Annotated in this window: 26 protein-coding genes and 1 pseudogene; 13 read left to right on the top strand and 14 right to left on the bottom strand. The window is 67.3% G+C overall.

The features are described from left to right. Positions 1-8 precede the first annotated feature (8 nt). Complete coding sequence (gene mmsB / locus AC5Y47_RS01895) at positions 9-887, top strand: 3-hydroxyisobutyrate dehydrogenase (RefSeq protein ID WP_499941471.1); 879 nt, start codon at positions 9-11, stop codon at positions 885-887. Between the two features lie 69 nt (positions 888-956). Here the strand turns inward: mmsB and AC5Y47_RS01890 are convergent, their stop codons facing one another. Genes AC5Y47_RS01890 through secY form a run of 6 tightly spaced genes read right to left on the bottom strand, consistent with a single transcriptional unit; the run spans position 957 to position 5,436 of the window. Beyond that, on the bottom strand, positions 957-1,457 hold the full coding sequence (locus AC5Y47_RS01890; RefSeq protein WP_499941469.1) for a MarR family transcriptional regulator: 501 nt from the start codon (positions 1,455-1,457) through the stop codon (positions 957-959). Between the two features lie 18 nt (positions 1,458-1,475). After that, complete coding sequence (locus AC5Y47_RS01885) at positions 1,476-2,180, bottom strand: anti-sigma factor family protein (protein ID WP_499941467.1); 705 nt, start codon at positions 2,178-2,180, stop codon at positions 1,476-1,478. After that, positions 2,177-2,722: a sigma-70 family RNA polymerase sigma factor gene (locus tag AC5Y47_RS01880; RefSeq protein WP_499941465.1), complete on the bottom strand. Its 546-nt coding sequence runs from the start codon at positions 2,720-2,722 to the stop codon at positions 2,177-2,179. The genes AC5Y47_RS01885 and AC5Y47_RS01880 overlap by 4 nt, the downstream gene beginning before the upstream one ends. Positions 2,723-2,767: 45 nt before the next feature. Then, entirely contained in the window at positions 2,768-3,565 is a 798-nt protein-coding gene (gene map / locus AC5Y47_RS01875) for a type I methionyl aminopeptidase (protein WP_499941463.1), read from the bottom strand. A gap of 3 nt (positions 3,566-3,568) precedes the next feature. After that, the gene (locus AC5Y47_RS01870) at positions 3,569-4,114 is read right to left on the bottom strand and encodes an adenylate kinase (RefSeq protein ID WP_499941461.1); all 546 of its coding nucleotides are present in this window, start codon (positions 4,112-4,114) and stop codon (positions 3,569-3,571) included. After that, the gene (gene secY, locus AC5Y47_RS01865; RefSeq protein WP_499941459.1) at positions 4,111-5,436 is read right to left on the bottom strand and encodes a preprotein translocase subunit SecY; all 1,326 of its coding nucleotides are present in this window, start codon (positions 5,434-5,436) and stop codon (positions 4,111-4,113) included. Before secY ends, AC5Y47_RS01870 begins: the two co-directional genes overlap by 4 nt. Positions 5,437-5,730: 294 nt before the next feature. Between secY and AC5Y47_RS01860 the strand changes: the two genes are divergently transcribed. Further along, the gene (locus AC5Y47_RS01860) at positions 5,731-6,666 is read left to right on the top strand and encodes an SAM-dependent methyltransferase (protein ID WP_499941869.1); all 936 of its coding nucleotides are present in this window, start codon (positions 5,731-5,733) and stop codon (positions 6,664-6,666) included. A 2-nt stretch (positions 6,667-6,668) separates the two neighbouring features. Continuing rightward, positions 6,669-7,580 carry a class I SAM-dependent methyltransferase gene (locus AC5Y47_RS01855; protein WP_499941457.1) on the top strand — a complete coding sequence of 304 codons (912 nt, stop codon included), beginning with the start codon at positions 6,669-6,671 and terminating at the stop codon, positions 7,578-7,580. 17 nt (positions 7,581-7,597) lie between these two features. Here AC5Y47_RS01855 and AC5Y47_RS01850 read toward each other — a convergent pair whose 3' ends face one another. Continuing rightward, on the bottom strand, positions 7,598-8,263 hold the full coding sequence (locus tag AC5Y47_RS01850; protein WP_499941456.1) for a GNAT family N-acetyltransferase: 666 nt from the start codon (positions 8,261-8,263) through the stop codon (positions 7,598-7,600). A 58-nt stretch (positions 8,264-8,321) separates the two neighbouring features. Here AC5Y47_RS01850 and AC5Y47_RS01845 point away from each other — a divergent pair, with 58 nt between their 5' ends. From AC5Y47_RS01845 to AC5Y47_RS01835, 3 genes and pseudogenes are all read left to right on the top strand, one after another. Then, positions 8,322-8,480, top strand: coding sequence for a hypothetical protein (locus tag AC5Y47_RS01845; RefSeq protein WP_499941455.1), 159 nt, complete (start codon positions 8,322-8,324; stop codon positions 8,478-8,480). Further along, positions 8,481-8,729 (top strand): annotated as a pseudogene (locus AC5Y47_RS01840) (type II toxin-antitoxin system antitoxin MazE5); the annotation flags it as partial. After that, positions 8,726-9,055 (top strand): type II toxin-antitoxin system PemK/MazF family toxin, encoded by a 330-nt coding sequence (locus tag AC5Y47_RS01835; RefSeq protein WP_499941867.1) that lies wholly within the window; start codon positions 8,726-8,728, stop codon positions 9,053-9,055. The pseudogene AC5Y47_RS01840 and the gene AC5Y47_RS01835, both read left to right, overlap by 4 nt. 127 nt (positions 9,056-9,182) lie before the next feature. Here the strand turns inward: AC5Y47_RS01835 and AC5Y47_RS01830 are convergent, their stop codons facing one another. Next, entirely contained in the window at positions 9,183-10,544 is a 1,362-nt protein-coding gene (locus AC5Y47_RS01830; RefSeq protein WP_499941453.1) for a xylulokinase, read from the bottom strand. 30 nt (positions 10,545-10,574) lie between these two features. Here AC5Y47_RS01830 and AC5Y47_RS01825 point away from each other — a divergent pair, with 30 nt between their 5' ends. From AC5Y47_RS01825 to AC5Y47_RS01815, 3 genes are all read left to right on the top strand, one after another. Further along, complete coding sequence (locus tag AC5Y47_RS01825) at positions 10,575-11,558, top strand: NAD(P)-dependent oxidoreductase (protein ID WP_499941452.1); 984 nt, start codon at positions 10,575-10,577, stop codon at positions 11,556-11,558. Further along, on the top strand, positions 11,555-12,208 hold the full coding sequence (locus AC5Y47_RS01820; protein ID WP_499941450.1) for an L-fuculose-phosphate aldolase: 654 nt from the start codon (positions 11,555-11,557) through the stop codon (positions 12,206-12,208). The genes AC5Y47_RS01825 and AC5Y47_RS01820 overlap by 4 nt, the downstream gene beginning before the upstream one ends. 89 nt (positions 12,209-12,297) lie before the next feature. Next, positions 12,298-13,188, top strand: coding sequence for an MBL fold metallo-hydrolase (locus AC5Y47_RS01815; RefSeq protein ID WP_499941448.1), 891 nt, complete (start codon positions 12,298-12,300; stop codon positions 13,186-13,188). On the opposite strand, the gene AC5Y47_RS01810 is transcribed toward AC5Y47_RS01815, so the two are convergent. From AC5Y47_RS01810 to AC5Y47_RS01800, 3 genes are all read right to left on the bottom strand, one after another. Further along, entirely contained in the window at positions 13,185-14,411 is a 1,227-nt protein-coding gene (locus tag AC5Y47_RS01810) for a cytochrome P450 (RefSeq protein ID WP_499941447.1), read from the bottom strand. The two genes, AC5Y47_RS01815 and AC5Y47_RS01810, sit on opposite strands and share 4 nt — an antisense overlap. Beyond that, complete coding sequence (locus AC5Y47_RS01805; RefSeq protein ID WP_499941446.1) at positions 14,408-14,800, bottom strand: TetR/AcrR family transcriptional regulator; 393 nt, start codon at positions 14,798-14,800, stop codon at positions 14,408-14,410. The genes AC5Y47_RS01810 and AC5Y47_RS01805 overlap by 4 nt, the downstream gene beginning before the upstream one ends. 269 nt (positions 14,801-15,069) lie before the next feature. Then, positions 15,070-15,924 (bottom strand): helix-turn-helix transcriptional regulator, encoded by an 855-nt coding sequence (locus tag AC5Y47_RS01800; protein WP_499941444.1) that lies wholly within the window; start codon positions 15,922-15,924, stop codon positions 15,070-15,072. Between the two features lie 74 nt (positions 15,925-15,998). Between AC5Y47_RS01800 and AC5Y47_RS01795 the strand changes: the two genes are divergently transcribed. After that, positions 15,999-16,637: a class I SAM-dependent methyltransferase gene (locus AC5Y47_RS01795; RefSeq protein WP_499941442.1), complete on the top strand. Its 639-nt coding sequence runs from the start codon at positions 15,999-16,001 to the stop codon at positions 16,635-16,637. Positions 16,638-16,812: 175 nt separating this feature from the next. Here AC5Y47_RS01795 and AC5Y47_RS01790 read toward each other — a convergent pair whose 3' ends face one another. Continuing rightward, entirely contained in the window at positions 16,813-18,045 is a 1,233-nt protein-coding gene (locus AC5Y47_RS01790; protein ID WP_499941440.1) for a zinc-dependent alcohol dehydrogenase, read from the bottom strand. Next, entirely contained in the window at positions 18,042-18,806 is a 765-nt protein-coding gene (locus AC5Y47_RS01785) for an SDR family NAD(P)-dependent oxidoreductase (protein WP_499941865.1), read from the bottom strand. The genes AC5Y47_RS01790 and AC5Y47_RS01785 overlap by 4 nt, the downstream gene beginning before the upstream one ends. Positions 18,807-18,933: 127 nt before the next feature. Between AC5Y47_RS01785 and AC5Y47_RS01780 the strand changes: the two genes are divergently transcribed. Continuing rightward, entirely contained in the window at positions 18,934-19,875 is a 942-nt protein-coding gene (locus AC5Y47_RS01780; RefSeq protein ID WP_499941438.1) for a class I SAM-dependent methyltransferase, read from the top strand. Positions 19,876-19,877: 2 nt separating this feature from the next. After that, positions 19,878-20,792 carry a class I SAM-dependent methyltransferase gene (locus AC5Y47_RS01775; protein WP_499941437.1) on the top strand — a complete coding sequence of 305 codons (915 nt, stop codon included), beginning with the start codon at positions 19,878-19,880 and terminating at the stop codon, positions 20,790-20,792. Between the two features lie 4 nt (positions 20,793-20,796). Here AC5Y47_RS01775 and sppA read toward each other — a convergent pair whose 3' ends face one another. Further along, positions 20,797-22,593, bottom strand: a complete 1,797-nt coding sequence (gene sppA, locus AC5Y47_RS01770; RefSeq protein WP_499941435.1) for a signal peptide peptidase SppA — start codon at positions 22,591-22,593, stop codon at positions 20,797-20,799. A gap of 50 nt (positions 22,594-22,643) precedes the next feature. On the opposite strand from sppA, the gene AC5Y47_RS01765 reads away from it, so the two are divergent. Continuing rightward, a partial coding sequence (locus tag AC5Y47_RS01765; RefSeq protein WP_499941434.1) for an LLM class flavin-dependent oxidoreductase occupies positions 22,644-23,567 on the top strand: 924 nt, incomplete at its 3' end.

Below are 23,567 nucleotides of genomic sequence, written 5' to 3'. Positions count from 1 at the left end.
AGGCACGCATGACTGAGGTTTTCGACGTCGCGGTCCTCGGTTTGGGTCACATGGGCGCGCCGATGGCGGCCAACCTGGTTGCGGCCGGGCACAACGTATTCGGGTTCGACCCCGTCGCGGGAGCCGCGGCGGCCGAAACGGGAGCCAACCTGTGCGCTACCGCCGCCGAGGCGGTGGCCGAGGCCGAGGTGGTCATCACCATGCTGCCCAACGGCCATGTGGTGAAAAGCTGCTACGACGAAGTGCTGCGCGCCGCACAGTCCGGTGCGCTGTTCATCGACAGCTCCACCATCTCGGTCGACGACGCCCGCGCGGTGCACGCGCTCGCCGAAACTCACGGCCTGGCCCAGCTCGACGCCCCGGTTTCCGGTGGCGTCAAGGGAGCGGTGGCCGGCACGCTGGCATTCATGGTCGGAGGCGACGAGGCGGTGCTGGACCGGGCCCGCCCCGTGCTGGAACCCATGGCGGGCAAGATCATTCATTGCGGCGCGGCCGGCGCCGGGCAGGCGGCCAAGTTGTGCAACAACATGGTGCTGGCGGTGCAGCAGATCGCGATCGGCGAGGCGTTCGTGCTCGCCGAGAAACTGGGCCTCGCGGCGCAGTCGCTGTTCGACGTCATCACCGGCGCCACCGGTAACTGCTGGGCCGTGAGCACGAATTGCCCTGTACCAGGCCCGGTTCCGACATCGCCGGCCAACAACGACTTCAAGCCCGGCTTCGCCACCGCGCTGATGAACAAAGACCTGGGCCTGGCGATGGACGCGGTGGCCTCGACCGGTGCGGCCGCTCCGCTGGGCACCCACGCGGCAAAGATCTACGCCGAGTTCGCGACCGAGCACTCCGACAAGGACTTCAGCGCCATCATCGAGTTGCTGCGGGCCACCTGACATTCGCGCGAGCAGACGCAAAAGCCCCCATTTCCAGCGGAAATGAGGGGCTTTTGCGTCTGCTCGCGCTCAAAAGTCACCGGCGTTGCGGCGCAACGTCTCGATCGACGACACCAGCGCCTGCGATTCCTCGGCCGCCATGCCGATATCGGCGAACACCTGCTCGTTCAGCGTGACCGTGGCGTCCTCGACGGTGGAGCGGCCGAGTTCGGTGATCTGCACCAGCGTGGTGCGCCCGTCAGTGGGATGCGGCACCCGTCGCACCAGCCCGTCGGCTTCCAGCCGCCGGATGGCATGCGTGACGCTGGTGACATGCACCTGCAGCCGGTCGGAGGCTTTGGTGATCGGCAACGCTCCGGTGCGACTGAACGCCAACAACCGCAACAGTTCGTAGCGGGAGAAGCTCAGATCGTAGGGGCGCAGCGCGGCCTCCACCCGGGCCAGCAGGATCTGATGCGCCCGCATCACCGACGTCACCGCCACCATGCCCTGGGAGACCTCTCCCCACCCGGCCCGTTCCCAGTTGGTCCGCGCCGCCGCGATCGGATCACGCTTCGCAGAGTCGGCCACGCACCTTTTCTTACCCGCTCAGAAGGCACGCTCCAACAGAACCCGGCCGTTGTCGGCGGAAACAACCTGCACCGAGGCGATTTGATCCATCGGCGTGGAAGTGCTGCCCGCCGGGGTGGCGGTGTGGCCCGGCTCGGCCACCCAGGTCGCAAGCCGCGTTTGGCTGCCGTCGCGACCGACCACCACCATGGCCAAGGTGTCGTGGTGGGCGTCGGTCGGAGCCAGGCAGTAGCACTGCAGGTTGATGGCGGTCCCCCAGCGTTGGCTGCTGAGCGAGACAGTCGAAGTCAGCAGCTCGGTGCCGATCTGCGCCATCGGCTGCACCGACACGGCCGCGTTCTGGGGTGCGCCACCGAACAGGGACCCCTGCACACCGACCAGCACACCGACACCGAGCACCGCTGCCGCGACCGCAGCCGCCGCCCAGGTCGCCACCCGAGCACGTCGACGCCGCCGGCGCACGGAGTCCAGCAACGACGGCAACAACCCGGCCGGCGGCTGCGTCGTCGCCGAGTCGATCGCCGTCACATCCTCCCGTCTGAGCTGCCCGAGTAGCGCCGGAACGCCGCACAACTCGGCGACCGCGGCCCGGCACGGCGAGCACGTAGCCAAATGCGCTTCGAACTCACGTCGTTCGTCCGCCGACAACGCCCCCAACACGTACGCGGCATCCCACATCGCGTAGGCGTGGTCGTCCATTTCGTCCCCCTCCTCGAACATCATCGTGTGACTCCGAGTTCCTGCAGCGCCAGCCGCAACCCCCGCACGGCGTAGTGCAGTCGCGACTTCACGGTTCCTTCCGCAATCCCCAGGTCTGTGGCTATCTGCGCGGTGGTCCAGCCGCGGTAGTAGGACCGTTCGATCACGGTCCGGTGTTCGGCGGACAGTTGGGCCATCGCGTCGGCGATCAACAAGCGGTCCAGCGCGGCGTTCACCTCGTCCGGCCCGGCCGGCTCCGGCGCACCGGCCTCGTCGGTGGAGCCGACGACGTTGCGGTGACGTGCGCTGCGCCGATCGTCGATGACCATGTTGCGGGCGACGGTGAACAGCCACGCCCGCGCGGACCGCGTGCTGTCGCCGACGACTTCCGGATGCTGCCACGCCCGCAAAAGCGTCTCCTGCACCACGTCCTCGGCCTGATTGGCGTCGGCTGTCAGCCGCAGCGCGTAGCGCCACAGCACCGCGGCATGCTCATCGTAGAGCGCTTTCATCAAAGCGGCTTCGGCACCCACGGACGCACTCCGAGCGCCGGCCACACGAGCCACTCGATCACCTCCCGCCTACTGACACGAGGCGGAGGACCCGCAGGTTCAAACGGTCAGGATGCGCGGACCTTCTTCGGTCACGGCGACCGTGTGCTCCCAGTGCGCCGCTCGCGACCCGTCGACGGTGGTGACCGTCCACTTGTCGTCCAGGACGGTGGTCTTACCGGTGCCCAGCGTCAGCATCGGTTCGATAGCCAGCACCGAACCCGTCGCCAGCAGGGGTCCCCGGCCCGGACTGCCCTCGTTGGGCAGGAACGGGTCCAGGTGCATCTGCCGGCCGATGCCGTGGCCGCCGTAACCTTCGACGATCCCGAACGCCCGGTCGTAGCGAGCCGCGGCGGCGTGCGTACCGGTCTCGATGGCATGGGAGACGTCGGTCAGCCGATTGCCGACGACCATCGCCGCGATGCCGGCCTCCAGCGACTCCTTCGTCGCCTGCGACAACGCCTCGTCGGCGGGGATCAAAGCGCCGATCCCGAAAGTGACAGCCGCATCGCCGTGCCAGCCGTCCAGCACCGCGCCGCAGTCGATGGACACCAGATCTCCGGGCATCAACACCTCGGCGGCCGACGGGATGCCGTGCACGACACGGTCATTGACCGAAGCGCAGATCGATGCCGGATACCCGTGATAGCCCAGGAAGGACGGGACGGCACCGGCTTCGCGAATCACCGATTCGGCGACCTCGTCCAGGCTCAGGGTGGACACCCCGGCGACTGCGGCCGCCTGCACCGCGCGTAACGCGGCTGCGACGACGCCGCCGGCCGCGGCCATGGCATCGAGTTCAGCGGCGGTGCGCTGGGGTACGGTCCTGCGGCCCCGCAGCCGTGCCAGGGCACCCATCAGCTATTTGCCGAGGGCTTGCAGTGCGCGGGCAAACACCTCATCCATGCTGCCGACGGCGTCCACCGTCTTCAACTCGTCGCGGTAGTAGTCCAGCAACGGCGCGGTCTCACCCTGATAGACCTTCATCCGGTTGCGGATGACTTCCTCGGTGTCGTCGTCCCGGCCTCGGCCCTTGAGGCGTTCCAGCAGCTCGTCTTCGGACACCCGGAACTCCACCACCGCGTCGATGTCGGTGCCGCGTCGTTGCAGCATGTCGTGCAACGCCTTGGCCTGCTCGACCGAGCGCGGATACCCGTCCAGGATGAAACCGTTCGCCGCATCGGAATTGTCGAGCCGGTCGTCGACGAGTTGGTTGGTCAGTTCGGACGGCACCAGATCGCCGGCGTCCAGGTATCCCTTGGCTTCCAGGCCCAGCTTGGTGCCCTCTTTGATGTTGGATCGAAACAGGTCACCGGTGGAGATGTGCGGAATGTCGAGTTTTTCGGCCAGCTTCTGCGCTTGCGTCCCCTTGCCCGCCCCGGGCGGTCCAAGCAATACCACTCTCACTTGAGGAACCCTTCGTAGTTGCGCTGCATGAGCTGACTCTCGATCTGTTTGACCGTATCCAACCCGACGCCGATCATGATCAGAACCGCGGTACCCCCGAAGGGTAGATTCTGTATCCCGCCGCTGTTGCCCATCTGCAGGAACACGTTGGGTAGCACGGAGATCAAGCCGAGGTAGATAGAGCCCGGCAGGGTGATTCGGCTCAGCACATGACGCAGATAATCCGCCGTGGGACGGCCGGGCCGGATACCGGGAATGAAGCCGCCGAATTTCTTCATCTCGTCGGCACGTTCGTCGGGATTGAACGTGATCGACACGTAGAAGTACGTGAAGAAGATGATCAAGCCGAAGTAGATGCCGATGTATACCGCGTTGCTGGGGTCCGACAGGTAGGTCGAGACGAATTTGGACCACCAACCGTGACCGGCACCGCCGCTGCCGCTGTTCACCAGCTGGGTGATCAGGTTGGGGATGTAGATCAACGAGGACGCGAAGATGACCGGGATGACGCCGGCCTGGTTGACCTTCAGCGGCAGATATGTCGACGTTCCGCCGTACATCCGGCGGCCCACCATGCGCTTGGCGTACTGCACCGGGATCCGTCGCTGCCCCTGCTCGACGAACACCACACCGACGATGATGAGCAGCGCCGCCGCGAGCACCGCGGCGAAGATCATGCCGCCGCGGCTCTGCAGGATCTGGTTGCCCTCGGCCGGGATGCGTGCGGCGATGCCGACGAAGATCAGCAACGACATGCCGTTGCCGATACCGCGTTCGGTGATCAGTTCGCCCATCCACATCACCAGGGCGGCGCCGGCGGTCATCACCAGCACGATCACGATCTCGGCGAAGATGCTCTGATCGGCGAGAATGTCCAGCGAGCAACCCTGCAGCAGGCCGCCGTTGGCAGCCAGCGCCACGATGCTGGTGGCTTGCAGGACGGCCAACGCGATCGCCAGATAACGCGTGTACTGCGTCATCTTCGCCTGACCGGACTGACCTTCCTTACGCAGCTCTTCGAACCGCGGAATGACCACGGTGAGCAGCTGCACGATGATGCTGGCGGTGATGTAGGGCATCACTCCGACCGCGAACACCGTCAGCTTCAGCAGCGCACCGCCGGAGAACAGGTTGATCAGCGAGTAGATCTGTCCGGCCTGGCCGCCGCTGGCCTCTTTGATGCACTGCTGGACGTTGGGGAAGTTCACCCCGGGCGACGGCAACGCGGCGCCGACCCGGTACAGCACGACGATCGCCAGCGTGAAGAGGATCTTCCGTCTCAGGTCGACTGTTCGCAGCGATGAGATGAAAGCCGAAAGCACTCTTCCTCCTGCGCAGCCGAACTGTGGTCGCGGCATGCCAACCGGGATTGGCCGGCTGGGTCCTGTTCCTGATCATTCCTGGGTTATTCCGCGTGCACGTGCCCGATACCAGCAGGCCAGGACGTACGGCCTGCCACGATACAGGCGCGTCAAACCGTGTACGAGACTAACAGCCTTTCACCGCTGGTCCTGTAACGGCACCGTGCCGGCCCCGAGCGCGGCGTACAGTCTGGGTTGCTCGTTATATTTGCTAAATAACAGAAATGTATGTGGGGAGTTTGTTCGATGACCCAGATGGGCAGCGCGCGGTTCGAAGGTGACACGTGGGACCTGGCGTCCAGTGTGGGGTTGACGGCAACCATGGTCGCCGCAGCTCGGGCCGTGGCCGCACGGGACGCCGAGGGCGCGGGGGCGGTGGCCACCGACCAGTTCGCCGAGCCGCTGGTGCGCGCCGTCGGTGTCGACTTCTTCACCCGGCTCGCCACCGGTGAACTCGATCTGACCGACCTCGACGAGGAAACGGCAACCGGCACGGTGCATTTCGCCAACGCAATGGCCGTCCGGACCAGGTTCTTCGACGACTTCTTCAGCTCTGCCACCGGTGCCGGGATCCGGCAGGCCGTCATCTTGGCCGCGGGTCTGGACTCGCGCGCCTACCGGCTGCCATGGCCGTCGGGCACGACGGTGTTCGAGGTCGACCAGCCCGCGGTGATCGAGTTCAAGACCGCGACGCTGTCCGGCCTGGGCGCCCAACCCACCGCCGACCGCCGGACGGTGGCCGTCGACCTACGCGAAGACTGGCCTGCCGCCCTGCGCGAAGCCGGTTTCGACGCCACCCAGCGCACGGCCTGGATAGCCGAGGGGTTACTGGGGTATCTGCCGGGCGAAGCCCAGGACCGGCTGCTCGATCAGATCACGGCGCTGAGCGTGCCGGGCAGCCGCTTCGCCACCGAAGGACTGCTCGACATCAACGAGCTCAACGAGGACGAACTGCGGCGCCGGATGCGTCGCCAGAACGAGCGCTGGAGCCGGCACGGGCTGGACTTCGACATGGCCGCGCTGGTGTATTTCGACGACCGCACCGACGCGGACACCTACCTCACGGCCCACGGCTGGCAGACGGCCACGGCGGCCAACGCCGAACTGTTCGCCGAGCACGGGCTGCAAGCGGCCGAAGGTGACGACGCCCCGTTCGGCGAGGTGGTCTTCCTCAGCGCGGAGCGGCAGTGACGATGCCTACCCAGTCACAGCGAGCCAGCGGCGACAGCTGGGATCTGGCCTCCAGCGTGGGAGCCACCGCGACAATGGTCGCCGCCGCCCGAGCCGTGGCCAGCGAGCAGGACAACCCCGTCATCACCGATCCGTTCGCGGCGCCGCTGGTGCGAGCCGTCGGCGTCGACTTCTTCGTCCGCCTGCTCGACGGCAACCTGGCGGACGACGCTCCCGAGCACGACTTCGCGTTGGAGATCGACTCCATTGCCGTCCGCACCCGCTTCTTCGACGAATTCCTCCTCGACGCCGCCCGTGCCGGGGTTGCGCAAGTGGTCATCCTGGCCGCCGGTCTGGACGCGCGCAGCTACCGGTTGAAATGGCCGCGGGGCGTCGTCGTGTACGAAATCGACCAGCCCGAGGTCATCGAGTTCAAGAACACCGCGATGTCGGCGCTGGGCGCCACCCCGTCGGCGCACCGCAAGTGGGTCGGCGTGGACCTACGCGACGACTGGCCGACGGCGTTGCGCGGCAACGGTTTCGACCCGAATCTGGCCACGGCCTGGATTGCCGAGGGTCTGTTGATGTACCTCCCGCCGCAAGCGCAGGACCAACTGTTCGACAACATCACCGCGCTGAGCGGGCCGGGCAGCCGGCTGGCCACCGAATACCACCCCGACTCGGGCGTGGCGATGGCCGAACGCGCACAGCAGTTCAACCGGCGGTGGGCCAGTTTCGGCTGCGACATCGACCTGGCGGGACTGTTCTACGACGGTAAGCGCAGCAACGTGGTCGACTACCTGACCGGACTCGGGTGGCAGGTCAACACCCGGCCCCGGCGGGAGCTGTTCGCCGAATTCGGTCGCACCTTCCCCGACGACTCCGAGTTGGCTCAACTGCGCAACATCGTCACGGTCACCGCGACCCGGGGCTGACCGCGAAACGCGTTGCGCTACTCGGGGTTAGCGGCGGGCGCGCGCACCACCATCGGGACGGCCGGGAAGGCCCAGGCCATCTCCGAGCGTGACTTGCGCAGCGCCGCGGTGCCGAAACCCTTCTTGCGGTGCTCGGGGTGAATCCAGATCCGGACGTTCACCTCGCCATGCAGGAGTTCGCCGAACACCATCCCGACTTTCTCCCCGGAATCCTCGGCCACGAACCACACGGCCTCTTCGTCGTGCAGCCGTTTGAGCGCCTTGCTGATCTCGTCGTCGATGCTGCCGGCGGGCGCACCGGATCCGTCACCGGCGAACTTGATCTCTTCGGTGCGGGTGGTGAAGATGTCACGGTCTTCGGCGGCCGAGAACGCCCGCAGCTCCAGAGTCTCCCCCGAGCTGGCCGGCCGCTCCTGGAGAGCGAAGCTGAGCTGCTTGTTCAGGTCGTCGAGCTCGGCCAGGATCTTCGCCCGCGCATCCTGGGTGAGCTGGTCGAACGACATACTCATCACGGCTTCGGCGGCGAGATGCGAGGTGCCCAGCAACTTAACGATCGCCTCGACCGCGGCGGACTTGTTCTTGGCTTCCACGATGGCATCGGCGACCTCATGCCGGCGTTCCAGCGCGGCCAGCAAGGCGTCTGCGATCTCTCGACGAACGGCGGTCTGGTCGTGGTCGGTCATTGCATAAGCCTAGAACGCCACGCGCGGATGCGCGCCACCGATCCTTCGGTACCGGTTCTTGACATTTCGTGGCTTCGGCCTCAATTCGCGCTTCGCGAAGGCCGGCCACGGCACGGTGCCTTCCGCCGCTGAGGAGGCCCTGAGCCCGGAGGTCGCCGCGCGCTTCACCAGGTTGATCGCCAACAAACTTGCAGCGGAGTTTGCACCGCAGTCGTAGCATAATAATGGCATGAATCGCATACGCCTGAGCACTACTGTCGATTCCCTGCTGTTGAGCAGTGCACGCAGCGTGCGGAGCGGGATCACTGACGCAGCGCTGATCGACGAGGCCCTTGGGGCATTACTTGCTCGTCATCGATCGGCTGAGGTGGATGCGAGCTATGCGGCCTACGACAAGCACCCCATTGATAAGCCCGACGAGTGGGGCGATCTAGCGTCGTGGCGCCGGGCGGCTGGGGACTCGTGAGCGCACTTCCGGCGCGCGGAGAGGTGTGGTGGTGCGAAATGGCCGGAATCGGCCGACGTCCAGTAGTTGTGCTGTCGCGCGATGCGGCGATCCCGCGGCTTCGACGGGCACTCGTCGCTCCCTGCACCACAAACATCCGTGGGCTGGCCAGCGAGGTTGTTCTTGAACCGGGTCTGGATCCGATCCCACGCCGTTCCGCGGTGAATTTGGACTCGGTCGAAAGTGTGTCGGTCGGGGTGTTGGTGAATCGGCTTGGCAGGCTCGCCGACACGCGGATGCGCGCCATTTGCACGGCTCTCGAGGTCGCGGTCGACTGCTCTGCGTGACACGTTAGCGCACCAGCGAGAACCCGAGACGCATAGCAGTATCCCATATCTTTCTCATCGGTGCCATGGTGATATATGAAGGCGTTCAACAGGTCTCGGGAGCGATTGAACTCATCCGCACTGACCACTAGCTGTGGCTCAATCGCGATCCACTGAGTTCCAGGAACCGCCGATACCGGTCCTTGGTCGGCCCGATCCACTCCGGGCGGGGTTCGACGACGTGCCCGACGCGTGCCCAGCGGGCGGCGTCGGTGATCACCGATTCCAGGCCGACGGCCAGCCGGGCCAGGAACGCCGCACCCAGCGCGGCTCCCTCCGGGACCGCGGAGATTTCGACCGGGCGACCGGTCACGTCCGCGAGGGCTTGCATCCAAGGCTGCACCCGGGTGCCGCCGCCCGAAGCGACGATGCGCCGCACCCGAGCGCCGCTCAATTCCAGGATCTGCCGGACGACGAATCCCGAGGCCTCGTAGGCCGCGCGCCGCAGCGCTGCGGAGTCGTGCGTGAGATCCACCCCGTCCAGCAGCGCGCGCCGGTCCGGGTCATGGAACGGGGTGCGTTCGCCGCGGATGTAGGGCAGCCAGACCGGAACCCGCCGCGGGTCGCCCGTCGTCGGATCACCTTGCGCCAGAACACGATCCACCCATCCAAGGAACAACCCGCCGGCATTGCTGGCCCCGCCGATCATGCTTTTGCCCGGCGCCGTGTGCGGGATGGTCCACAACCCGGGCACCTGCCTGGCTTCGGGAACCGTGATCCAGACGATCAGCGTGGTGCCGCACAGCACCAGCACGTCGCCGTCGTGATCGGCGCCGGCGACGATCTGCTCGCACAACGCGTCGATCGCCCCGGTGGCCAGCACGGCCGAATCCTTCGAGGCGGCATGCACCTGCCCCACCGGCGCACCGAAGGTCTCGACCCGCGGCATCTGCTCGACGCGGGCGCCGCAGTCGGCGCACGCCGCGGGGTTCCATCCCGTTCCGTCGAACAACGGAAGCGTGGTGATGGCGGTGGCGAAGTCGACCACCGCCTCGCCGGCCAGCGCGTGGTTGGCCACCGCCGGCGCGGGCCAGTACCCGGCGGCTTCCGGCGCTTGCGCCGCCGTCCAGCGCAGGAACTCGGCCGCCTCGCCCACCGCCGGGACCGGTTGCTCGGGCGCGTCGAGCACCCGGCCGCGGCTGTCGCCGTACAGCAGGCCCGGTGTGACGGGACGGCCCGCGGTGTCGACGGCCGTCATCGACGGCACCATCGACGACACCGCCACCGCCTGCACCCTGCGCGTCGCGGGTTCGGCCAGTCGGTGCAACGCCACCACCGGACCCTGGCGCCACGCCTCGTCGGCGTCGTGTTCGAGTTGGTCGGGCTCGGGCACCCTCAGCTGATGCGGGATCCGCACCCGCGCCAGCACGCGGCCGTTCTCGTCGGCCGCGACCGCTTTGGCCGCCGTGGTGCCGACGTCGATGCCGATCGTGACGTCTTCGCGTGACACGGGCGTCACGGTACGCCAGCATTGGCAGACGTGACCCCTCGACCGCGTGCCCTGGTAACCGCCCCGCTGCGCGGACCGGGGTTCGACAAACTGCGCCGGCTGGTCGACGTGGTGTACGACCCATGGATACGTGAGCTCGAGCCGCTCCGCATCTACAGCGCCGAACAACTGGCCGAGCGGATCACTGCTGAAGCTGCCGATATCATTGTGGTGGAAGGTGATTCGGTCAAGGGACCGGTGCTGCAGCTGGGTCTGCGGGCGGTGGCGTCCACCCGCGGCGACCCCAACAACGTGGATGTGCCCGCCGCCTCCGCCGCCGGCGTCCCGGTGTTGTACACCCCCGGGCGCAACGCCGACGCCGTCGCCGAGCTGACGGTGGCGTTGCTGCTGGCCGCCACCCGCGGGTTGCTGACCGCGGACGCGGATGTGCGCAGCGGCAACATGTTTCGCGACGGCACTATCCCGTATCAGCGGTTCCGCGGCCCCGAGATCTCGGGACTGACCGCCGGACTGGTGGGTTTGGGCGCCGTCGGCCGGGCCACCCGCTGGCGGCTGGCCGGGCTGGGCCTGCGGGTCATCGCCTACGACCCGTACAGCGATGAGGCTCAGCACAGCCTCGACGAGCTGCTGGCCGAATCCGACGTCGTCTCGCTGCACGCGCCGGTCACCGAGGACACCGCCGGGATGATCGGCGCCCGCGAGTTCGCCGCTATGCGCGACGGTGTCGTCTTCCTCAACACCGCGCGCGCCCAGCTGCACGACACCGACGCATTGGTCGAGGCGTTGCGCAGCGGCAAGGTGGCCGCCGCCGGCCTGGATCATTTCGCCGGCGAATGGCTGCCCACCGATCACCCGCTGACGGCCATGCCCAACGTCGTGCTGACCCCGCACATCGGTGGGGCCACGTGGAACACTGAGGCCCGGCAGGCGCAGATGGTTGCCGACGATCTGGAGGCACTGCTGTCCGGCGCGAGACCCGCCCATATCGTCAACCCGGAGGTGCTGGGCTCATGAAGTTCGTGGAGGACACCGAAGCCGCGGTGTTGGCCGCGGCCAAGGACATGCTGCGCCGGGGCCTGGTCGAAGGGACGGCCGGCAACATCTCGGCGCGCCGCCCCGACGGCAACCTGGTGATCACGCCGTCGTCGGTCGACTACGCGGACATGGCGCTCGACGACCTGGTGCTGGTCGACCCCGACGGCGCCGTGCTGCACGCGAAGGAAGGCCGCATGCCGTCCACCGAGATGGCGCTGCACCTGGCGTGTTTCCACGCCTTCGACGACATCGGCAGCGTCATCCACAGCCATCCGGTGTGGGCGACCATGTTCGCCGTTGCGCACCAGCCGATTCCGGCCTGCATCGACGAATTCGCGGTCTACTGCGGTGGCGATGTCCGCTGCGCCGAGTACGCCGCGTCGGGCACGCCAGATGTCGGTGCCAATGCGGTCAAGGCTTTGGAGGGCCGCGGGGCCGCGCTGATCGCCAACCATGGTCTGGTGGCGGTGGGCCCGCGGCCCGACAAGGTGCTGCACATCACCGCCCTGGTCGAGCGCACCGCGCAAATAGCCTGGGGTGCAAGGGCGCTCGGCGGGCCGGTGCCGGTACCGGAGGAAGTCAACCGCAATTTCGCCGGGGTGTACAGCTACCTGCGAGCGAACTCCTGAACCGCGTTGTTTTACGCGCCCACCGTGAATTCTGCGACGCGACACGCGGCACTTGCGTCGCGTAATTCACGCTCACCGCGAGGAGGGAGATGATCCCGGTACAGCTCGGCCGCGCCCGCCTGACGCGAGTGGTGGAACTGCGGTTCGACCTGCCCACCGGTGCCTTCGCGCACACGCCGGCGCAGGGATGGGACGACAACGCCGACCTGCTGGTGCCGCACTTCTTCGACCCTGGCACCGATCGGTGGCATATCGCGGTCCAGAGCTGGATCGTCGAGGTCGACGGTTTGACCGTCGTGGTGGACACCGGCGTCGGCAACGACCGCGCCCGCCCGCAGCTGCCGCCGCTGGATCACCTGGACACTCCGTTCCTGACCGCACTGGAGTCGGCCGGGGTCGACCGCAACGACGTCGACGTCGTGGTCAACACCCATCTCCATTCCGACCATGTCGGATGGAACACCATGCGCGACAACGATTCCTGGGTGCCGACGTTTCCCAACGCCCGCTACCTGGTACCCCAAGCCGACTACCGTTACTTCCACCCCGACGCGACCGCGGCACTGACCGAAGAAGAACAGTTGAGTCACCGCCTCGTCTTCGAGGACAGCGTCCTGCCCGTCGACCACCAGATCGTCCAGTGGTCCGACGACTATCAGATCAGCCCGTCGCTGCGACTGCTCCCCGCCCCCGGGCACACGCCGGGTTCGTCGGTGCTGTGGCTGGATGCGGGCCGGCCGACGGTCTTCGTCGGCGACCTCACGCACAGTCCGCTGCAAATACGTCGACCCGATGATGCGTGCGCGTTCGACGTGGACGCCGACGCCGCCGCGGTCACCCGGCGCCGGATCTTCACCGAGGCGATCGCGGCCGGCGCCGCTGTCGTGCCGGCGCACTATCCGGGTCGTGGCGGGGCTACCCTGCGCACCGTCGAGGACCGGTTCGACGTCGACCAGTGGCTGGACATCGGACCGCTCTAATTGAGGCTGACCGGCAGTGACTCGTAGACGGTCATGTTGTTGGCCATGTTCGGCAGCAGCAGCCTCGGCTGCTCGAGCTCAATCTCGTTGGTGTTCAACAGTATTTCGTCGAGGGCGGCCCTGACCTCAGCCCGGGCCAGCATGGCACCCAGGCAGTGATGGGCACCGCCGCCGCCAAAGGATTGATGTGGATTGGGATCACGACGGATGTCGAAGCGATAGGGATCGACGAAGACGTCTTCGTCGCGGTTGGCCGAGCGCAACATGGTCACCACGCGTGCGCCCGCCGGGACCGGCGTGTCACCGAGGATGACGTCCTTGGTCGCCCCACGCACCCAGAACATGATGGGTGTGGAATATCGGATCACTTCCTCGACCGCGGTGCGACGCGCGTCGGGATCCGACCGGTAGATCGCGATCTGTTCGGGATTGGCGATGAACGCTCTGATGCCGTCGCACAATGCATTTCGTGTGGTGTCGGCGCCCGCCAACCCCAGGATGAAGAAGAAGATCTCCAACTCGTTGGCCGGCAGTAAGAACGTCTCCCCCGTCTCCGCGGTGATCTCGGTGGTGCACAGTGCGCTCCAGATGTCGTCGACGGGATCGGCGCGCTTGCGGGCGGTCAGATCGCTGGCGTATTGAAACAGTTCCATGAAGGGCATCAGGTCGTCGCCCCCCGGGATCGACAGCTGCCCGCCCGCGGTCTTGAGCACCGTATCGATCAGACCGAAGACATGGGACCGGTCCTGCTCGGGGATGCCGACGATGTCACCGATCACCGATATCGGCAATCCCGCTGCCAGATCGACGAATTCGCCACCGCCGGCGTCCAGCAGCGCGCCCGCCATCGCCTTGGCCCGGGCCCGGATCCCGTCTTCCAGCTTGGCCACCGCGCGTGGCGTGAACGCCCGGGTGATCACCCTGCGGCGGACGGTGTGGTCGGGGGGGTCCAGGCTCACGATCGCGGGATAGATGTCGAACAGCGGCATGTCCTGGATCAGCGGGCCGCGAGTTGCGGTGAACGACTCGTAATCGCGGTGCACTCGCGCCACGTCGGTATGCCTGGTGCACACCCAGAATTCGCGTCCGACAGCGGATTTGACGTCCTCGGTGAGCTGCTGGTGAAACACCGGGGTGCGGGCGCGCAATTGGGCGAACAAGTCTTCGGGGAACTGCGACGCCCAGATCGCCGGATGGGCGAGGTCGATTGTGGTGTCGGTCATCGGATCTCCTCGCGCAGCCCGTTGATAATCAGCCGCAGCCCATAAGTGAAGGTCTGCTGGTCCACCGCATTCAGGTGGGCGAGCTGCACCGACCCCAGCAGGTGGATGTACAGCGCAGTGTGGGCCGCTTCGAATTGCGGAGTAGGCAAACCGGATTCGTGCAGGATGGCCCGCGATGCCCGGTCCATCTCGGTCGCCGCGGCGGTGTGCGGATGGTCCAACAGCAGGGCCGCGATGCCCGGCACCTCGATGAGCACGGTCCAGGCACTGGTGTAGAGCGCGACCAGACGCGACTCCCAATCGCCGTGGGGCGGCACCTCGATCTGCGCGAGTACCGATTCGATCAGCAGGTCGAGCAGTTCGGACTTGTCGCGCACGTGGTAGTACACCGACGACGGCCTGGTTCCGGCTTCAAGCGGCCAACGCGCGCATGGTGACCCGGTTGACGCCGACTCGTTTGGCCAACTGCCACAGATGCCTTGTCAGATGCGCGCGGTCCAGGGCTCCGTATCGCAGCACCGGTGCCGCCACGCCGCCTCCCGCGTTGTTTCTTCCGAACAACGTTCTGATTAGAACAGTGTTCGAGTCGGGCTGTCAACGGATACCGCCGCCGAGCGGGACTTCTACGACCCGACACGCCGGGGGCGCGTCGGGCGATTCACACTCGATGGGCGCCCTGGCCGGCGCGCCACTGCCGAGGGGTGCCGCCGTGTGTACGGCTGAAGAGTCTGCTGAAGTACCCGGGATCGGATATGCCGACCCGCCGGGCGACCTCGCCGACGGGGAGATCCGTCTCGGCGAGCAGGTCGCGTGCCGCCGCCATCCGGCGCTCGATGATCCACTCCTGCACGGTGCGCCCGGTGCGACGGCGTACCACGGTCGTCAGGTGCCCGGGTGTCAGTCCGACCTCGGCTGCCACGTCCCGCAGCGACAGCGGCTCACCGCGGCGCTCGTCGATCACCGCGAACACTTCGGCCAGCAGCGGTTCGCCGTTACGACGAAGATCGGCCACCACGTCGTGGGCCAGGCGGGCGAGTTCGATCAGCAGCAGCGTCAGGTGCGCCAGGGCGGCCTGGCGGTAACCCTCCTGACGCTCGCTCAACTCGGTGGCGATCGCGCGGATTGCGGCATCCCACACCGATCGCCGGTCGGCGGGCACCTCCAGACACAGCACCCCGCCGGCCTCACCGTGCAGGAACGGGAACAGCAGCGGATGTGTCTGCCAGGCCGGCCACGGCGACCCCGCATCACCGCCGAGAGCCGCCGGATCGAAGAACACCGCGAACCCGTCCTCAGCCGCAACTATCTGTTGTGGCTCGAGCACCTTGCCGGGCGCGACCACCCGAACCACGCCCGCAACCGGGGTGTACCACAGGGCGGGAAAATCGTGGATATGCGCGTGCGGCTCGACGAGTTCGTCGCGACGGGCTACCGAGACGGGAGGCGTGTCCGGATCACTTCGGTACCGATAGACGGGCACACCACCGCGGTGCCGGCTGAGGCGGGTGGACATGAAACCAAAGATAGTCCCTATTTGGACGACAATCACCCAATTGTTCGGCGCTACAGCGCGACAGAATGGATGCCGTGACCAAACATCATTCACATGACTATCTTCCGGCCACGGCTCATCCTGCCCTGCTGCCCGCGTATGACCTGATCGCCCCGCTGATGGGACTCACCCGCGTCTATCCCCGGCTCGTCGCTCAGGCCGAACTCGCCGACGGCCAGCGTGTCCTGGAAATCGGTTGCGGCACCGGCAATGTCATCATCGCGGCCAAGCGCTCCCGGCCCGGAATCGATGCCGTCGGGTCCGATCCCGACCCGCAGATCTTGGACCGGGCGCGACGCAAGGCGACCGGCTTGAGCGGGATTCGGTTCGACCAGGCGTATGCCGAGCGATTGCCCTATGCCGACGGCGAATTCGACCGGGTGCTCTCGTCGATGATGCTGCATCATCTTCCCGACGATGCGAAACCGGCTGCAGCGGCCGAGGTTCTGCGGGTGCTGCGTCCGGGCGGCAGCCTGCACCTGGTCGATATCGGTGGTGAAGCCCATACCCACAGTGGATTGTTGACACGACTGCTGCGGCACCAACACCACCATGCCGCCTGCCCCATCCCGGACCTGTTGCGGGCGGCCGGATTCGAGTGCACGCAGGTCGGCGTGCAGCCGCATCGCCTACTCGGACAGTTGGTGTATTACCGCGCCACCCGCCCGGCCTAGCCGGTCGCGACATCAGCGGCCGCCACTTCGCCTGCCCGAAGCGCACTTCCGCGATCGAGCGGGAAATGTACCGGAACTCAATAGTCGGAGAATATCGTCTCGACGCTGCAGGTAGCCGGCGCCGACGGCAGCTCGAATGCGGTGATCGCCGTAACGCGCAGACGATGGCTCACGATCAGCGCTGATCGATCGCCACCTTCACCGCGCCGCTACGGCCCTGATCGGCGATCGCCAGAAAGGCCTCGCGCCATTGCTCCAAACGGAAGGTGTGAGTGAGCATGGGGCGCAGGTCGATTCGGCCGGCAGTCACGAGGTCGAGGTAGTGCTCGATGGCGTGCTTGCGCTGCCCGTCGACCTCCTCGACGCCGAACGCGTTGGACCCGACCCAGCTGATCTCCTTGAAGTACAGCGGGCTCCACTCCCACCGCCCGGGCGCGTGCACCCCCGCCTTGACCAGCGTTCCCCGCGCGGTCAGCACCCGCACCCCGACTTCGAAGGTCTCCGGCTTGCCGACGGTGTCGTAGACGACGTCGACCGCGCCGGGATGGGCCATCGGCAACCCCAGCAGCGGCTGCCGTAACCGGCCCCCGCCCCAGGCCGCCAATTCCTCGATGACGGCCAGACGCGGTTCGTGCGCAACAACTTTGGCGGCCCCGAACCCGCGGGCCAGCTCGGCCTGGGCGTCGAAACGAGCCACCACCGCCACCGCCACGTCCGGATAGAGCGCCCGAAGTATCGCGACCGCGCACAGCCCCAGCGACCCGGCGCCGTAGACCAGCGCGCGTCCCGAGGCAGGTGGCGGATGTCTGGTGATCGCGTGCAGGGACACCGAGAACGGGTCGGCGAACACGGCCGCGTCGTCGGGCAGCGAGTCCGGCACCGGAAAAAGCATGCTGTCGTGGGCGGGCATCAACTCGGCGTAGCCGCCGGTGACCTCAGCCGAGACACCGGTGTGGATGCCGGCCTTGATGTCCCCGTCGGTGAAGCTCCAGCACAGGCTGTAGTCGCCGTTTTCACAAGCGCGGCAGAGCTTTTCGATGCCGCGCGGCACGCAGGACAGCCAGGGATTGAGCACCACGCGTTGGCCGACCTCGAGTCCCCGGGCGCCGGGTCCCAACTCGATCACGTCGGCAACCACCTCGTGGCCCATGACCTGCGGGAAGGAACAGAACGCCGCCATCGCGTTGTCCGCGTCGTCCTCGCCGAAGTCCATCAGGATCTGCTTGGAATCCGATCCGCAGATGCCGGTCAACCGCGGCCGGGTGATCACCCAATCCGGGCGCAGCAGAGCCGGATCGGGCACTTGCCGCAAAGCCGTCGGGGTATGGGCGAGGTTGCGCACCAGTGGGCCGGCGTCGTCGGGAACCTGGACCGGCTCCGGCGCCACACCGTAGACGAGCGCTTTCACTGCCGTCCCATGGCCGCGGCACCGGCGATGAATGCGTCGAGGTCGGCGTTCTTGGCGTCGACCACCGCTTTCAGGTCGGGCACGTAATGCTCGAATCGATCGGTCCCGAGGGCTGCGATGATGCCCCGGGCGGCTTCGTCGGCCGCGACCTTGGGCCCGCGGTAGAAGGGTTCGTCGTTGTCGGGCTGGTCCCAGATCTCGGTGTCGACGGGGCCGAGCTGGATCAACTTCACCGCGACGCCGGTGTTCACCAAATCGATCGCCATCGCTTCGCTCCAGCCGCACAACGCGAACTTGCTTGCGCAGTAAGCGGATTCACCTTTGATGCCGAGGCGCCCGGCGATACTGGCCACATTGACGATCAGCCCCGACCGCCGCGCCAGCATCCGCGGCAGCAGGGCCAGCGTCAGCCGCATCGCGGCGACGAAGTTGACCTGCAGGACGGCCTCGACCTCGTCGGGCTTGAGTGCGGTCACGGCCCGCCGTTTGGGGATGGCGGCGTTGTTGACCAGCACGTCGATCCCACCCATCGCATGCCAGGCCTGCAGCGCCAACCGGCTGGCGGTGATGGCGTCGGCGAGGTCGGCCGTCCACATCACCGAATCCGGCGAGGTGGCGCGGCAGTCGGCCAGTACCTCGGTCAGCCGGTCCTTCCGGCGGGCGATCAGCCCCACCACCGCCCCTTGGCCAGCCGCCATCCTGGCCAGGGCCGCACCCACGCCCGAAGAGGCACCCGTGATGAGCACCCGTTTGCCTGCCAACCGAAACGAACTCGGGTCAGTCATGGCTCCAGGTTGCCGTGCAGCGAAGGCTTGGGGACCGGTTTCGGTGCGAAAGATTTGTTATGTTGGCTAAGTATCAATTGGTCACGAGCGAATGAGGCATCCCATGACTTCCAGCGGAGCACGATACGACGGCGACACCTGGGATCTTGCCTCCAGTGTCGGGGTGACCGCGACCATGGTGGCCGCCGGCCGCGCGATGGCGACGCGCGCCGAGAACCCGCTGATCAACGACCCGTTCGCCGAGCCGCTGGTGCGCGCCGTCGGCGTGGACCTCCTCACTCGGCTGGCGTCCGGGGAGACCACCGTCGCCGAGCTCGACAACGATCCGCAGCGCCCGTTCAGCGGCGTCGCCAACGTCGCGGAGAACATGGCGGTCCGCACCAAGTTCTTCGACGAGTTCTTCCTGGAGGCGACGGCGGCGGGCATCAAACAGGCCGTGATCCTGGCCTCCGGGCTGGATGCGCGGGCCTACCGGCTGCCGTGGCCGGACGGGACCGTGGTCTACGAGATCGACCAGCCGCAGGTCATCGAGTTCAAGTCCCGCACCCTGGCCGAGCTGGGTGCCGCACCCAGTGCGGACCGGCGCACCGTGGCCGTCGACCTGCGGGACGACTGGCCAACGGCATTGCGCGAAGCCGGATTCGACGCCACCCAGGCCACCGCGTGGAGCGCGGAGGGGCTGTTGGGTTACCTACCGCCAGAAGCCCAGGACCGGCTGCTGGACACGATCACCGAACTCAGCGCACCGGGCAGCCGGTTGGCCACCGAGGGCATGAACAGAACCGAGCCCGTCGACGACAGCCAACTCGAACAGCACATGCACAAGGTTTCCGAGCGTTGGCGATCAAACGGTTTCGACATCGACATGGGCAATCTCATCTACCTCGGCGAGCGCAACGAAGCTTCGGCGTATCTGTCCGAGCGCGGCTGGCGCATGACCGCTATCCCGCTTCCCGAGTTGCGGGCGGCCAACGGTCTTCCGCCGGCCGTGGTGGAGGAGGATGCACCGGTGGTCGAGATGCTTTACGTCAGTGGGACCCTGTAGGCATGCCACGCGCTCACGACGACAACTGGGATCTGGCGTCCAGCGTCGGCGCCACCGCGACCATGGTCGCGGCCGGGCGCGCGATGGTGACCAAGTCCCCCGACGGCCTGATCGACGACCCGTTCGCCGAACCACTCGTACGCGCGGTCGGGGTGGATTTCTTCACCAAGATGCTCGACGGTGAACTCGACCCCGACGCGTTCGAGAACATCACCCCGGAGCGGGTACAGGCGATGATCGACGGAATGGGCGTGCGCACCAAGTACTTTGACGAGTACTTCGCCGAAGCCACCGGCGCCGGGGTCCGTCAGGTGGTGATCCTGGCCTCGGGGTTGGACGCCCGCGCCTACCGGTTGCCGTGGCCGGACGGGACGGTGGTCTACGAGATCGACCAACCGCAGGTGATCGAGTTCAAGACGACCACGCTGGCCGACCTCGGCGCCGAGCCCACCGCTGTCCGGCGCACCGTCGCCATCGATCTGCGCGGAGACTGGCCGACGGCGCTGCGCGAAGCCGGCCTGGACCCGAGCCAGCCGACGGCATGGCTGGCCGAGGGTCTGCTGATCTATCTGCCGCCCGACGCCCAGGACCGGCTGTTCGACAACATCGCCGCGCTCAGCGTCCCGGGCAGCACCATCGCCACCGAATTCGTGCCTGGCATCGTGGATTTCGACGCCGACAAGGTCCGGGACATGTCTCCGTCGTTACGCGACCACGGCGTGGACATCGACATGGCATCCCTGGTCTACGCCGGTGAACGCAACCACGTGGTCGACTATCTGCGCGCCAAGGGCTGGGAGGCCGACGGAGTGACCCGCACCGAACTGTTCCGACGCCACGGGTTGCGTGTCCCCGACCCCAGCGAGGACGACCCGCTGGGCGAGATCATCTTCATCAGCGCCCGCCTGGCCGGTTAGCCCTCTAAAACCGCGACTGTCCCAACCACAGCACGCTGGCACCGCTCATCGTCTGCTCGACCTGGCCGACGATCCCCAGGACCGAGCGGGTGAGTAACGCCCCGACGGCTTCGGGCAGCGACGCCGCGGCCGGCTGCGACGACGCTCGTGGCCGCAGCATGTCCAGCAGCGACGACCCCGGGTAACTGACCACCCGCGCCTCGACGTCGGGATCCAGTCCGGCCAGCACCTTGGCGCGGCGCACCGCGGTCCGCAGGCCACCCAACTCGTCGACCAGACCGCGCTCGAGGGCATCGGATCCGGTCCAAACCCGGCCGCGCGCAACGGCATCCACGTCCTGAGTGGTCAGGTTACGGCCGTGCGCGGCCCGCTCGACGAAGTCGGTGTAGAACAGATCCGCCTCGGCTTCCCGATGCGCCTGCTGCTCCGGGGTGAACGGCGCGTCGACCGACCAGGCGTCGGCGTTGGCGTTGGTGCGCACCGTGTCCGAGCCCACGCCGAGCCGGTCCTTGAGATCCCGGACCACCAGCTTGCCGGTGATCACACCGATCGAACCGGTGATGGTCCCCGGGTTCGCCACGATGGCGTCGGCGCCCATCGAGACGTAGTAACCACCGGACGCGGCCACCGAACCCATCGAGGCGACCACCGGCTTACCGCGCTCGCGGGCGCGCTTCACCTCACGCCAGATCGTCTCCGATGCAGTCACCGAACCACCGGGGCTGTCCACCCGCAGGACGATCGCCGAGATTGCGTCGTCGGCCGCCGCCTCCCGCAGCGCTGCCGCAATGGTGTCGCCGCCGGCGTTCGACGGGCCGAACGGAAGACCCTGTGGCCCACCGCGTCCGTTGACGATGGCACCCTCCACGTTGACCACGGCGATGACCGGCTTGGGCCGGCGACCCGGGATGGACGGCACCGGCGGCGCCAACCGCGACCGGGCCGTACCGGCGTAACGCGCCAGATACATCCGGGGCGGCTTCTCGTCCGGGTCGATTTCTTCCGCAGCCGACGAATCATGTTCTCCGAGAGCCAGTTCCGCCATTCGGCCGTAGGCCTCGTCACGGAATCCGATCCGGTCCACCAGGCCGGAGGCAAGCGCGTCGTCCCGCAGCAGCGGGGCGCGGTCGGCCAGTTCGTCCAGCGCGCCGGCGTCGATGTCGCGGGAGTGGGCGACGGCCTGCCAGACCTGGGACTGCAGGCTTTCCAGCATGCGGGTCACGGCCTCCCGGTGCGCTTCGGTGAAGCCCCCTTCGGTGAAAAGGTTTGCCGCCGACTTGTATTCGCCCCGCGCGATGAACTGCGCTTCGATGCCGGCCTTGTCCAGTGCATCGCGCAGGAACAACGCCTGGGACGCGAAGCCGATCAGCCCGACCTCGCCCGACGGCTGCATCCAGACCTCACGGAACGCCGAGGCCAGGTAGTAGGACAGCGTGCCCGGAAAGGTCTCCGCCCAGGCCAGCGACGGCTTGACGGCGCTGAACGCCTCGATGGCGTCCCGCAGTTCCTGGACCGCACCGATCGGCGACGGCGGCAGCTGCACCCGCGCGATCAGCCCGGCCACCCGTGGGTCCTCCGTGGCACGGTGAATGGCCGCGACCGCCTCGCGCAGCGACAGTTGCCGCCCGCCGCCGGTGATGATCGTGATCGGGTCGAACCCGGTGCTCTCCGGCGGCATGCTGCTCAGGTTGAACTCCAGCACGCAACCGTTGGGTACGCCGTGGTGACGGGCGGTGTCTACCCGGTTGACCAGGGCCCGCACGTCATCGATTCCTGGCAGGGTTGGCATGAAGGCGAACATCTTTGAAGCCTACCGATCCGCACCGACGCGCCACCCGTACGGTGGACCGGGTGAGGTTCTCCATCTCGATTCCCCAACTCGGCTCAGCGGATTTGGAGACTGCTCAGTTACGCGCCTATCTCGCGCGTGCCGAGGAACTCGGATTCGAAGGCGGGTGGACGCTCGAGCAGGCCGTCGGCGAGTCCCCCCTACTGGCACCGCTGGAACTGTTGGCCTACGCCGCGGCGTGCACGCAACGACTGCGGCTGGGGGTCGCCGTGCTGGTGACCTCGCTGCACGATCCGCTGCAGCTCGCGTCGGCCGTGACCGCCGTCGACCGGCTCAGCCAGGGACGTCTGGACCTCGGTGTGGTGGCCGGCGGGGGTTCGCGCCGGTTCGGCGCGTTCGGGGTCGAGAAGTCAACGCACGTAAGGTATTTCACCGAAGGCCTGGAACTGATGCGGGCCGCCTGGTCCGATGAGCCACGGGTGAACTTCCACGGCCGGTTCCGTGACGTCGACGATTTGCCGATCCAGCCCAAACCCGTGCAACGCCCACATCCCCCGATCTGGTTCGGCGGGCGCGCACCGGCGGCACTGGTGCGGGCGGCGCGCCTCGGCGACGCCTTCATCGGGGCCGGGTCCTCCACCACGGCCGCCTTCACCGAGGCCGTGCGCATCGTGCGCGGCGAACTCGCCGAGCAGCGCCGAGACGCCGCCGGGTTCACCATCGCCAAGCGGGTGTACGTGATGGTCGACGACGACGCCGACCGGGCCCGCGAGCGCGCGCAGACCGGTCTGCAACGCATCTACGGGAGCCGGTCCGGGTTGGAGGATGTCGCGGTCACCGGCACCCCGGCGCAGGTGGCCCGAGGTCTGTCAGAGGTGATGTACGCGGGCGCACAGATGCTGCTGCTCAATCCCGTCGGCGCGGACGTCGCCGAAGATCGAGAGCAAATGGAACGGCTTGCGCTGGAAGTGATCTCGCGCCTGGGC

It is taken from the genome of Mycobacterium sp. NGS22, assembly GCF_059813095.1.
This window is presented reverse-complemented; position numbering and strand designations above follow the sequence as displayed.